Here is a 12,385-nt window from a genome sequence, read left to right as displayed (position 1 = left end):
TGGAATAGACATGATCGCTTTCCTCCTAAGCTCGGCAATGCCCGAGTAAAGGAGTAATGGCATGTCGATTGAAAAGAAGTGTCCGTTTGAACATCCCGCCGGCAGCGGCACATCGAACCATGACTGGTGGCCCGATCAGCTGAACCTGAAAATCCTTCACCAGCATTCCTCTTTGTCCGATCCGATGGACAAACGCTTCAACTATGCGCAAGCGTTTCGCAGTCTCGACCTCGAAGCAGTCAAGCGTGATCTACGCGCGTTGATGACCGTATCGCAGGACTGGTGGCCTGCCGACTTCGGCCACTACGGGCCGCTCTTCGTGCGCATGGCATGGCACAGCGCAGGCACCTATCGTACGGGCGATGGACGCGGCGGCGCGGGTTCCGGACAGCAGCGTTTCGCGCCGCTCAATAGCTGGCCGGACAACGTCAATCTCGACAAGGCGCGCAGACTGATCTGGCCGGTCAAGCAAAAGTATGGCCGCAAGATTTCGTGGGCCGATCTGATCGTCCTGACGGGCACGGTTGCGCTCGAAGCGATGGGTTTCAGGACCATTGGCTTTGCGGGCGGCCGCGAGGATGCGTGGGAACCCGACGAAGACATCTACTGGGGTTCCGAGCGCACCTGGCTCGGCGACGAGCGCTATACGGGCGACCGGCAACTCGAAGCGCCGCTTGCTGCCGTGCAGATGGGGCTGATCTATGTGAATCCGGAAGGGCCGAACGGCAATCCGGATCCTGCGGCCGCAGTGAGAGATATCCGCGAGACGTTTTCGCGCATGGCGATGAACGATGAAGAGACGGTTGCGTTGATCGCCGGCGGACATACGACGGGCAAGACGCATGGCGCGGGTCCGTCGTCAGAGCTTGGGCCCGAGCCTGAAGCAGCGGGCCTGGAAGAGCAGGGACTCGGCTGGAAGAATCACTATCGCACCGGCAAGGGTGACGACACGACGACGAGCGGACTCGAAGTCATCTGGACGACGACGCCGACGCAGTGGAGCAACAACTTCTTCGAAAACCTGTTCGGCTACGAATGGGAACTGACGAAGAGTCCCGCTGGTGCGCATCAGTGGACGCCGAAGGGCGGCGCTGGCGCCGGCACGGTTCCCGATCCGCACGACCCTTCAAAGCGGCGTTCGCCTTCGCTGTTGACAACGGACCTTGCGCTGCGCTTCGACCCAAGCTACGAAAAGATCTCGCGTCGCTTCTACGAGAATCCCGATGAGTTTGCCGATGCCTTCGCTCGCGCGTGGTTCAAGCTGACTCACCGCGACATGGGGCCGCGCTCGCGGTATCTCGGCTCCGATGTGCCGAACGAGACGTTTATCTGGCAAGACCCCGTGCCTGCTGTCGATCACGTTCTGATCGACGCTCGCGATATCGACGCACTCAAAGACAGGATTCTGGCGACGGGGCTGAGCGTTTCGCAACTCGTGTCGACCGCGTGGGCATCGGCGTCGACGTTCCGTGGCTCGGACAAACGCGGCGGCGCGAATGGTGCGCGTATCCGGCTCGCGCCGCAGAACGGCTGGGACGTGAATCAGCCGGCACAACTTGTGGTGGTGTTGAGCGCACTCGAAACCGTGCAGCAGGAATTCAACGATGGACGGCTGGATGGCAAGAGGGTGTCACTGGCGGATCTCATCGTGCTGGCGGGTTGCGCGGGCATCGAACGCGCGGCTAAGAACGCCGGTCATAACGTGACCGTGCCGTTCACGCCAGGACGCACCGATGCAACGCAGGATCAAACCGATGCTCACTCGTTCGCCGTGCTCGAACCGCTCGCGGATGGCTTTCGCAATTATCTGCAACGGCCGTGCTCCGTTTCCGCCGAAGCGCTGTTGATCGACAAGGCGCAATTGCTGAAGCTGAGCGCGCCTGAAATGACGGTGCTCGTCGGCGGCATGCGCGTGCTGGGCGCGAATGCGGGAGAGTCTCCGCATGGTGTCTTCACGAAGCGGCCGCAAACGCTGAGCAATGACTTCTTCGTGAACCTGCTCGACATGAATACCGAATGGAAGCCGATGTCGGAAGCGGGTGATCTGTTCGGCGGGCATGATCGCGTGACGGGCGAAGTCAAATGGACGGGCTCGCGCGTCGATCTGTTGTTCGGTTCGAATGCGCAGCTTAGAGCGTTGGCCGAAGTCTACGCAAGCGCGGATGCGCAGGAGAAGTTCGTGCAGGACTTCGTTGCGGCGTGGAGCAAGGTGATGGATCTGGATCGCTTCGATCTGGGGTGATTGATAGCGGGTGCAAGCGAACGCCCCCAAGAGCGGCCGGCCGTCAGACCGGCCGCTTTTTCGTTCATAACGATGCACAGCGAATGTGCGGGCTGCACCGTCACAACACGGTGCTGAACCGCGGTGGGGAAAACCTGGCAGCCTGTCGAGACCCGCGTCGATTCCCGCAAAGCCTTACCCGACAGGCGTTTGAGCGATCTCGCATCCAATTGGCATGGTCCGTGCAAATGCGTTCACCAACTTGTATTCAAGATTGGACGCATGAAAACACAACCCGCCATGACGGTGCGCGCACTGCTCGAAAAATATGCGAGCGGTGAAATCACGCCCGCCCAAACCGTCGATCGCGCCATCCATAGCCTTGCGGCGACGAACCGACCCGAAGCGTGGATATTGCGCGTGCCTGAAGACACGCTCCGCGCGCGGGCCGCCGACCTGCAGACGCGCAAGCAAGCATCCGGCGACGCATGGCTGCAGGACATGCCGCTCTACGGCGTGCCGTTCGCCGTCAAGGACAACGTGGATATCGCCGGCCTCGCGACGACGGCCGCTTGCGAGCCGTTCGCCTACACACCCGACGAAACCGCATTCGCTGTCCAGCGTCTGCTTGATGCAGGCGCGATCCTGATCGGCAAGACCAACCTCGACCAGTTCGCGACAGGCCTCGTCGGCACGCGTTCGCCGTTCGGCGCGGTGCGCCAGGTCGAGTTCGACTCATATGTGTCCGGCGGTTCCAGTTCGGGTTCGGCGGTCGCCGTCGCGGCGGGCATCGTCGCGTTTTCGCTCGGCACCGATACGGCAGGCTCGGGCCGCGTGCCCGCTGGCTTCAACGAACTCGTCGGCCTGAAGCCGTCGCTGGGACTCGTGAGCAAGCGGGGCGTCGTGCCTGCATGCCGCAGCCTCGATTGCCTGTCGATCTTCGCGCACGATGTCGCCGATGCATGGCGCGTGCTCGAGCAGATGGCCGCATTCGACGCGCTCGACGGCTATTCCGAGCACGTTGCGCCGCTGGGCCTGCCGCGCGGCCCGCTGCGCGTCGCGATTCCCGACATGCTCGAATTCTTCGGCGACGATCATGCGAAAGCCGCGTTTTCAGCATCGCTCGATACGATCACATCGCGCCTGGGTTTGACCGCGGGCACCTTTCCGTTCGCGCCGATGAAGCAGGTCGCGTCGTTGCTCTACGACGGCCCGTGGGTGGCCGAACGGCGCGCCGCGCTCGGCGAGTTCTTCGACGAACAGCGGGACGCGATCGACCCCGTCGTCGCTGAAGTGATCGGCAAGGCCGACACCTTCAGCGCCGCCGACGCGTTCAACGGCCAGTACGAACTGATGCGCCTGAAGCGCGACGCGGAAAAACTGTTCGAATCCGTCGACGTGTTGATCGTCCCGACGACGCCCACGCATCCGACTCTCGCCGATCTGCGCGCCGAGCCGATTGCGCGCAACAGCGAACTTGGCCTGTACACGAACTTCGTCAATCTGCTCGGCCTGTGCGCGCTGGCCGTGCCGGCATTGCGCCGTGCCGACGGCTTGCCCGCTGGCGTCACGCTGATCGCGCCTGCTGGTGGCGATCAACGCCTCGCAATACTGGGCGCGCAAATCCAGTCGCTCTTTTTCACGCACACCAGCGACGGCGCAAAAGAAATCGCCGCGCGTCCGCTGCCATTCGATGAACCGACAGTGACGCTCGCCGTCGTCGGCGCGCATCTGCGTGGCGAGCCGTTGAACTGGCAACTGCCGGAAGCGGGCGCGCGCTTCATCGAAGCGACCACGACATCGCCTGAGTATCGGCTCTTCGCGCTCGCCAACACGACGCCGCCGAAGCCCGGTCTCGTACGCACGGCAAACGGACAGGGCGGTGCTATCGCCATCGAGCTATGGGACGTGCCGCTGCGCACGTTCGGCGCGTTCGTCGCCGCCGTGCCCGCGCCGCTCGGTATCGGCAACGTGCAAACGGCAAATGGCCGCAACGTCAAAGGCTTTATCTGCGAACCCGCTGCCGTCGCGCCCGATGGCGGCGCGCAAGACATCACCCCGTTCGGCGGCTGGCGTGCGTTTCTCGACAGTCAATCTCAATCCGCTTCGTGACTTCTCTGACAAAGGTGTATCCATCATGACCAATCGCCGCGACTTCATCAAAGGTGCTGGCGCACTCGCGCTCGCCAACATCGTGCCGATCAACAAGGCGCTCGCCGCTACCGACAAACTCACCGTCGGCGTGATTTATGTCGGCGCGCGTGGCGACTACGGCTACAACCAGGCGCAGGCGCAAGCTGCTGCGGCATTGAAGAAGATGCCGAACGTGAAGGTCGTCGAAGAAGAGAACGTGCCTGAAACGGTCGCTGTGCAAAAGACGATGGAAGCGATGATCGAACAGGACGGCGCGACGCTGATCTTTGCGACATCGTTCGGTTACTTCGACCCGCATGTACTGAAGATGGCCGCGAAATATCCGAAGGTGCGTTTCGCGCATTGCGGCGGTCTGTGGAAGAGCGGCAATCCGTCGAACATTTCGAGCTACTTCGGCTATATCGACGAATGCCAGTATCTGAACGGCGTTGTCGCTGGTCATGCGAGCAAGACGAAGAAGCTCGGCTTCGTCGCGGCGAAGCCTATTCCGCAGGTGCTGCGCAATATCAACGCGTTCACGCTCGGCGCCCAATCGGTCGATCCGTCGATCACCACGCACGTGATTTTCACGGGCGACTGGTCGATGCCCGTCAAGGAAGCGGAAGCCGCGAACAGTCTCGTCGATCAGGGTTGCGACGTGCTGACCTGTCATGTCGATGGCCCCAAGGTGGTGATCGAGACGGCAGAAAAACGTGGAGCCATGAGCTGCGGCTATCACGCGAGCCAGGCCGCGCTCGCGCCGAAGGGCTATCTGACCGGCGCCGAATGGGACTGGTCGACGCCGTATCGCGCGCTCGTCGCCGATGCGCAAGGCGGCAAGACGCCGCCGAACATCCTGCGCGGCGGCCTGAAGGAAGGCTACGTGAAGATGTCGCCGTACGGCGCCAAGGTCGCGGCCGATGCGAAGACCAACGCCGATTCGATCAAGTCCAAGATGGTCGCGGGCCAGTACGTGATCTTCAAGGGGCCGATGAAGGACAACAAGGGCGGCAATGCGATCGCGGCGGGCGCGAGCTACGCGCAGACGGATATCACGCTGGAAAGCATGAACTATCTGGTGGCTGGCGTCGTGGGTCAGATCTGACGCTGTGTCGTACGCCATGGATTTGACCTGATTCCGTTCAGGCGAGGTATTGCGATGAGCACCCAGGCATCACTCACTGGCAGCCCGATGGCGGGCATCGCGCGGCTCGCGCTCGGCGTCTTGCCGGCGCTGCCGACGCTGTGCGCGTTGATCGGCACGTTGCTGCTTTTTTCACTATTCCTGCTCGTGCAGGGACAGCCGGCATTCGATGCTGTCGTTCTCATCGGCCAGGGCGCATTCGGCTCCGCGTTCGCGTGGCAGAGCACCTTGCTGCGCGCCGCGCCGTTGATGCTCACCGCGCTGTGCGTCGCGTTGCCCGCGCAGGTCGGGCTGATCGTGATCGGCGGCGAAGGCGCGCTGGCGCTCGGCGGGCTGGCCGCGGCTGTCGTGCCGCAACTCGTGCCGGCGGGCATGCCGTGGTGGCTCGCCACGCCGCTGATGGCGCTGGCGGGGATGGTGGTCGGCGGTGCGTGGATCGGCGCTGTCGGCGCAATGCGTCAATACCGCGGCGTCAACGAGACGATCAGCAGCCTGCTGATGTCGTACATCGCGATTGCCGTGTTCAAGCATCTGGTCGAAGGACCGTTGCGTGACCCGGCAAGTCTCAACAAGCCGTCGACGCGTGCCATTCCCGATGCTTTCTCGATCGGCTCGCTGCCGGGCATCGACGTGCATTGGGGCCTCTTCTGGGGCGTGCTCGCGTGCATCGCGGCGTGGGTGTTCGTCAAGCACAGCACGAAGGGTTTCGCGATGCGCGTAGCAGGCGGCAACAACCGCGCGGCGCGTCTCGTCGGCCTGCCGGTGAATTCGCTGGCGCTGACGGCGTGCGTGCTCGGCGGCGCGGCTGCGGGGCTGGCGGGCATGTTCGAAGTGACCGCGGTGCAGGGCAGTGCGAACGCGTCATTGCTCGCTGGCTACGGCTACGCGGGCATTCTCGTTGCGTTCGCCGCGCGTCAGAACCCGCTGGCGATCGTCGTGTGCGCGCTGCTGATTGGCGGTATCGAGGCGAGCGGCTCGCTGCTGCAACGGCGTCTCGATCTGCCCGATGCCGCGACGCTGGTTCTGCAAGGCCTGCTGTTCGCGAACCTGCTCGCGTGGGAAGCGCTCGGCGGACGCATGGCTGCGTGGCGCATCAAGCTGCAAGCGGTCGCGCAATCCGGCTCGTCCGTTCAACTGGAGAAAACCCATGCCTGATCTCCATTCGCCTGTTGCGGTGCTGCTGCTGTCGCTGTTCGCGGGCGCGATCCGTGTCAGCACGCCGTATCTGTTCGTGAGCCTCGGCGAATGTCTGACCGAAAAAGGCGGCCGCGTGAATCTCGGGCTCGAAGGCATTCTCGTGTCGGGTGCGATGAGCGGCTATGCGGGCGCGTATCTGATGGGCTCGGCTTGGCAGGGCGTGATTGCTGCGGCGCTTGTTGGCCTGTTGCTCGGTTGCCTGCACGGCCTCGTGTGCTCGTTGCCGCGCGTCTCCGATATCGCGTTCGGCATTGCGCTGATGCTGTTCGGCACGGGTATCGCGTTCTACCTCGGCAAGCCGTTCATCGAGCCGCAGGCGCCGATGCTCGCGTCCATCGATCTCGGCAACTGGACCGCGTCCGCGCAATTGCACAACGCGCTGAAGATCAATCCGCTGTTCGTGATCGGTGTCGTGCTCGCGTTCGCGCTTCAGTGGGGTTTGCGCTCGACGCGTTGGGGCATGACGCTGCGCCTCGTCGGCGAGAACGCCGAAAGCGCGCGAGCGATGGGCTATCCGATCACGCGCGTGCGCGTCATCGCGACGGCGGTCGGTGGCATGTTCGCGGGTGTGGGCGGCGCGTATCTGTCGCTCGTTTATCCGGGCAGCTGGAACGAAGGGTTGTCGAGCGGACAGGGGTTGATGGCCGTCGCGCTGGTGATTTTCGCGCGATGGCATCCGCTGCGTTGTCTGTGGGCCGCGCTGCTGTTCGGCGCTGCAGGCGCGCTCGGCCCCGCATTGCAGGCGATCGGCGTGACGAGCGGCTACTACCTGTTCAACGCCGCGCCTTACGTGCTGACACTCGCGATCATGATTTTCAACTGCCGTCCGGACCGCACGCTGGCCGGCGCGCCAGGCGAGTTGAGCCTGACGCGTTGAGCCTGACTGGTTGAACCGATACGTCCTTTATTGCCATCTGATTCGAGAGAGACACACATGACCCGCTATATCGAAGCCCGGCCCTATCCGTGGCCCTATGACGGCTCGCTGCGCCCCGACAACACAGCGCTCGTCATCATCGACATGCAGACGGATTTCTGCGGCATCGGCGGCTATGTCGACAAGATGGGTTACGACCTGTCGATGACCCGCGCGCCGATCGAACCGATCAAACGCGTGCTGGCCGCAATGCGCGAGCAGGGCTTCACGATCATCCACACCCGTGAAGGCCATCGGCCCGATCTGTCGGATCTGCCCGCCAACAAGCGCTGGCGCAGCCGTCAGGCGGGCACGAACGGCATTGGTATCGGCGATGACGGTCCGTGCGGAAAGATACTCGTGCGCGGCGAACCGGGCTGGGAAATTATCGACGAACTCGCGCCGCTGCCGGGCGAAATCATCATCGACAAGCCGGGCAAGGGCTCGTTCTGCGCAACGGATCTCGAATTGATCCTGCGCACACGCGGCATTACGAACATCGTGCTGACAGGCATCACGACGGACGTCTGCGTCCACACGACGATGCGCGAAGCCAACGACCGCGGTTTCGAATGCACGGTGCTCGCCGACTGCTGCGGCGCGACCGACAAGGGCAATCACGATGCCGCGCTCAACATGATCCTGATGCAGGGCGGCGTGTTCGGCACGGTGTCCGATTCCGCTGCGTTGCTCGCCACGCTGGAGCGCTAATCATGTCGACGGCAGCGCAGTTGCCTACTCAGGTTCCCACTCAGGCGCTCGGCCTCGAAGTGATCGGCGCGAGCAAATCGTTCGGCGCATTCCGCGCACTGCAGGATGTGTCGCTGAAGGTCACGCCGGGCACGATCCACGCGCTGCTCGGCGAAAACGGCGCGGGCAAGAGCACGCTCGTGAAGGGGCTGGTCGGCTATGGCGTGCTCGATCACGGCGAGATCATCGCCGACACGCGCCAGGTGCGCATCGCTTCGCCGCGCGACGCGCAGGCGCTCGGCATCGGCATGGTGTATCAGCATTTCACGCTCGCGCCGGGGCTGTCTGTCGAAGAGAATCTGCTGCTCGCGCGCGGCAGCTTGCCATGGAAAATCGATTGGCACACGGAGCGTGCCGAACTGACTGCATTTATGCAGCGCATGCCGTTCCGGCTAGCTCTGGATGCGCCCGTCACGAGTCTCGCCGCGGGCGAAAAGCAGAAGCTCGAGATTCTCAAGCAACTGTATTTGCGCCAACGGTTCCTGATTCTCGACGAACCGACTTCCGTGCTGACGCCGCAGGAAGCGGACGAAGTGCTGGGTTTGATGCGTTCGCTGACGTTGGCCGGTGAACTGACCGTGCTGATGATCACGCACAAGTTCCGCGAAGTGATGGCGTATGCCGACGATGTCACCGTGCTGCGTAAAGGCCGGCGTGTCGGCTCGTGTGCTGTCGCGGATACGGATCGCGACAGTCTCGCCGCGTGGATGATGGGCTCGGAAGACACAGCCGATGCGCGCGTGCTGGCGGGTGTCGACACAACGCGTCCCGCACGCAAGGCGCTCGCCGCCGATGCACCGGCGCGTCTGTCGTTGTCGAAGCTTTCCGTCGTCGACGATCGCGGTCATCCGGCCGTGCGTGAAGTCTCGCTGGCAGTGCGTGCCGGTGAAATTCTTGGTCTTGCGGGCGTGTCGGGCAATGGCCAGAAAGAACTGATCGAAGCATTGGTCGGACAACGGCGCGCGCAATCGGGCGACATGCATGTGATGGGCCAGCCGTATGGCGCGACGCGTGAAGAGATGCATCGTCTGCGTCTGTTTGCGCTGCCGGAAGAGCCGCTGCGTAACGCCTGCGTAGCGGGCATGAGCATTGCGGAGAACCTCGCGCTGCGCAACTTCGATCGCGCGCCTGTGCGACGCGGCGGATGGCGGCTCGATCGCCGCGCACTTCGCGAGCGCGCGAAACAATTGATCGATGAATTCAACGTGCGGCCGCCTATGCCGGATCGTGCAATTGGTACGCTGTCGGGTGGCAATGTGCAGCGTGCGGTGCTCGCACGCGAACTGGGACAGGAAGTGGATGTGCTGATCGTCGCGAACCCTGTGTTCGGACTCGATTTCGCATCCGTGGCCGACATTCATGCGCGTATTCTCGCCGCGCGCGATAGAGGCGCGGCCGTGCTGCTGGTTAGCGAAGACCTCGACGAACTGCTCGAACTCGCCGATCGCATCGCGGTGATCGCCGAAGGCCGGCTTGTGTTCGAAACGCCGGCGCAGGGCGCAGATCGTGTCGTGTTGGGAAGGCATATGGCCGGACACAGCGAATCCGACGAGAGTCGCGCGGACGCCGCGGCCGTACTGGCAGGAGCCTGATGCATGAGTTCGACAGCGAATAAAACCACCACCGTACTTGCGCAGCCGTCACCGTTCACGTTCGACGCTGTGCATACCGCGCTCGTCGTGATCGACATGCAGCGCGACTTCATCGAGCCGGGCGGTTTCGGCGAGGCACTTGGCAACGACGTGTCGCTGCTCGCGGGCATCGTGCCCGACGTCGCGCGGCTGCTGTCGTTTGCGCGCGAACACGGCTGGCATGTCGTCCATACGCGCGAGTCGCATGCGCCGGATCTGTCCGATTGCCCGCCTGCGAAGCGGCTGCGCGGCAAGCCGAATGCGCGTATCGGCGATGTCGGTCCGATGGGCCGCATTCTCGTGCGCGGCGAACCGGGCAATGCGATCGTCGATGATCTTGCGCCGATGGCGGGAGAAATCGTCATCGACAAGCCGGGCAAGGGCGCTTTCTACGCGACGCGTTTAGGCGAAGAACTGGCAATGCGCTCGATCACGCACCTCGTGTTCGCGGGCGTGACCACTGAGGTCTGCGTGCAGACGACGATGCGCGAGGCCAATGACCGTGGTTACGAATGTCTGCTGATCGAAGACGCGACGGCGAGCTATATCCCCGCGTTCAAGGCGGCGACAATTGACATGATTCGTTCGCAAGGCGGTATCGTCGGCTGGACGGCGACGCTCGCGGACCTGCTGGAGGCTGATGCATGACGGGGGAAGTCAATCGTGCGGAAATCGTCGCGGAAGTGGCGGCCGCATTCGACACATACGAACGTGCGCTCGTCGATAACGACATCGGCGTGATGAACGCGTTGTTCTGGGACAGTGCCGAAACCGTGCGTTACGGCATTGCGGAAATACAGCATGGCAACGAAGCGATTCGCCAGTGGCGCGAAAGCTGTGCGCCGGTGCCGAAGAGCCGGCGTTTGCATCGCACCGTCATTACGACGTTCGGCGACGACTTCGCGACGGTGAGCACCGAGTTCACCAGCGACGCGACGCCGCTCATCGGGCGTCAGATGCAGACGTGGGCGCGCATGGGCGCGAAGGATGCGTTCGGCAAGGGCTGGGTCGTCGTCGCGGCCCATGTCAGTCTGATCGAGGCGCCCTGACGGGCGGATAATGGCATGACGGTTCGCGTTGCCCAAGCCAAACTCAATCTGACCACGCCCATGGAAGAGACGTCCGACGAAGTCGCCACGAAGACGGTGTACAGCGCGAATCCGCTCGCGGAGCAGGTTTATCAGCTGTTGAAGCAGGACATCTTCAACTTCCGTCTCTTTCCTGGTGACCGCTTTTCGGAAACGGATATCGCGCAGCACTACGGCGTGTCGCGCACGCCGATGCGCGATGCGCTGTTCCGGCTATTGCGCGAAGGATACCTGGAGGTGGGATTTCGCCGCGGCTGGAAAGTCTCGGAGATCAACTTCGAGCAGCTGGATCAGCTTTACGACTTGCGGATCGTGCTGGAGCTTGCGTCGATCGAACGGCTCGCCGCAACGCCGCCGCCTCATGTCGTGATCGACGAGTTGAAGGCTGTGTGGTGTGTGTCACCGGAGCTTAGAGAAAGCGAGCCCGTCGTGATGTTCGGGATGGACGAGGGTTTCCATCGCGGACTCGTCGCTGCGACGGGCAATGCGGAGATGCTGCGCGTGCATAACGATGTGACGGAGCGCATTCGCATCGTCAGGCGCCTGGACTTTCTGAAGCCGCATCGGACTAGCGCCACCTACGACGAGCACGCGACCATGCTCAATCTGATCGATCGCGGCAAGCTCGGTGAAGCCACCATCCTGTTGCGCGCGCATATCACGCAGAGCAAGCTGGAAGTGCGCAAGATCACGCTGTCGATGCTGGCCGCCGCGCGCGATAGCAAGCTGCCCTTCGTGACGTGAGTTGACCTGAGGTGACGTGAGCGCGGGTCAGCGCGTCAGTCGTGCACGGCGACGATCGCTTCGATTTCAACCGTGATGTTGTTCGGCAGCGAACCCACGCCGACAGCCGAACGCGAGTGACGGCCAGCATCGCCGAATACGTCGATGAACAGATCCGAGCAACCGTTGATCACACGCGGATGCTCGGCGAATTCGGCTGTCGCGTTGACCATGCCCAGCAGTTTGACCACGCGTCGCACGCGCTGCAGATCGCCCAGTTCCGCATGCAGCACCGCAAGCAGATTCAGGCCGACGAGTTGCGCATGCCGGTAGGCTTCATCCGTCGATACCGTTGCGCCGACTTTGCCCGTCATCAGCTTGCCGGTTTCATCGAGCGGCCCTTGGCCCGACAGAAACAGCAAGCCGCCTTCGCGCGTGCAGTGCATGAAATTACCGATGGGCGTCGGCACAGTGGGAAGCGTCAGGCCGCGCGCGCGCAGCCGGTCGTAACAGTTCATCGGTAAGTCGAAAAGCCTAAAAGTTCTTGAATGAAGTTCGGTGCGTGACGTGGCACCGTATGGC

The 12,385-nt window shown here is 63.1% G+C and carries 11 protein-coding genes; 10 read left to right on the top strand and 1 reads right to left on the bottom strand.

Translation table 11 applies throughout. The annotated features are described in order from the left end of the window. Positions 1–61: 61 nt before the first annotated feature. From katG to G3O01_RS33930, 10 genes are all read left to right on the top strand, one after another. Positions 62–2,242, top strand: a complete 2,181-nt coding sequence (katG, locus tag G3O01_RS33975) for a catalase/peroxidase HPI (protein ID WP_205811365.1) — start codon at positions 62–64, stop codon at positions 2,240–2,242. A gap of 261 nt (positions 2,243–2,503) precedes the next feature. Continuing rightward, on the top strand, positions 2,504–4,333 hold the full coding sequence (gene atzF / locus G3O01_RS33970) for an allophanate hydrolase (protein WP_241024503.1): 1,830 nt from the start codon (positions 2,504–2,506) through the stop codon (positions 4,331–4,333). A 25-nt stretch (positions 4,334–4,358) separates the two neighbouring features. Continuing rightward, positions 4,359–5,459, top strand: coding sequence for a BMP family ABC transporter substrate-binding protein (locus G3O01_RS33965; protein WP_205811364.1), 1,101 nt, complete (start codon positions 4,359–4,361; stop codon positions 5,457–5,459). Between the two features lie 54 nt (positions 5,460–5,513). Continuing rightward, positions 5,514–6,653 (top strand): ABC transporter permease, encoded by a 1,140-nt coding sequence (locus G3O01_RS33960; protein ID WP_205811363.1) that lies wholly within the window; start codon positions 5,514–5,516, stop codon positions 6,651–6,653. Beyond that, the gene (locus tag G3O01_RS33955) at positions 6,646–7,572 is read left to right on the top strand and encodes an ABC transporter permease (protein ID WP_205811362.1); all 927 of its coding nucleotides are present in this window, start codon (positions 6,646–6,648) and stop codon (positions 7,570–7,572) included. Before G3O01_RS33960 ends, G3O01_RS33955 begins: the two co-directional genes overlap by 8 nt. Positions 7,573–7,629: 57 nt before the next feature. Continuing rightward, entirely contained in the window at positions 7,630–8,322 is a 693-nt protein-coding gene (locus tag G3O01_RS33950) for an isochorismatase family cysteine hydrolase (RefSeq protein WP_205811361.1), read from the top strand. Positions 8,323–8,324: 2 nt separating this feature from the next. Continuing rightward, complete coding sequence (locus tag G3O01_RS33945; protein WP_205811360.1) at positions 8,325–9,953, top strand: ABC transporter ATP-binding protein; 1,629 nt, start codon at positions 8,325–8,327, stop codon at positions 9,951–9,953. Positions 9,954–9,956: 3 nt separating this feature from the next. Beyond that, a complete protein-coding gene (locus tag G3O01_RS33940; RefSeq protein WP_205811359.1) occupies positions 9,957–10,640 on the top strand; it encodes a cysteine hydrolase in 684 nt (227 codons plus the stop codon). Next, positions 10,637–11,041, top strand: coding sequence for an oxalurate catabolism protein HpxZ (hpxZ, locus tag G3O01_RS33935; RefSeq protein WP_205811358.1), 405 nt, complete (start codon positions 10,637–10,639; stop codon positions 11,039–11,041). The genes G3O01_RS33940 and hpxZ overlap by 4 nt, the downstream gene beginning before the upstream one ends. Positions 11,042–11,101: 60 nt before the next feature. Next, positions 11,102–11,824, top strand: a complete 723-nt coding sequence (locus tag G3O01_RS33930; protein ID WP_205811414.1) for a GntR family transcriptional regulator — start codon at positions 11,102–11,104, stop codon at positions 11,822–11,824. Between the two features lie 35 nt (positions 11,825–11,859). Here the strand turns inward: G3O01_RS33930 and G3O01_RS33925 are convergent, their stop codons facing one another. Then, complete coding sequence (locus G3O01_RS33925; protein ID WP_205811357.1) at positions 11,860–12,321, bottom strand: RidA family protein; 462 nt, start codon at positions 12,319–12,321, stop codon at positions 11,860–11,862. Positions 12,322–12,385: the final 64 nt, after the last annotated feature.

Source organism: Burkholderia sp. Ac-20365, assembly GCF_017104715.1.
GTDB lineage: Bacteria > Pseudomonadota > Gammaproteobacteria > Burkholderiales > Burkholderiaceae > Paraburkholderia.
The sequence above is the reverse complement of the archived record's forward strand: the minus strand, read 5'-3'. Positions and strand labels throughout refer to the sequence as shown.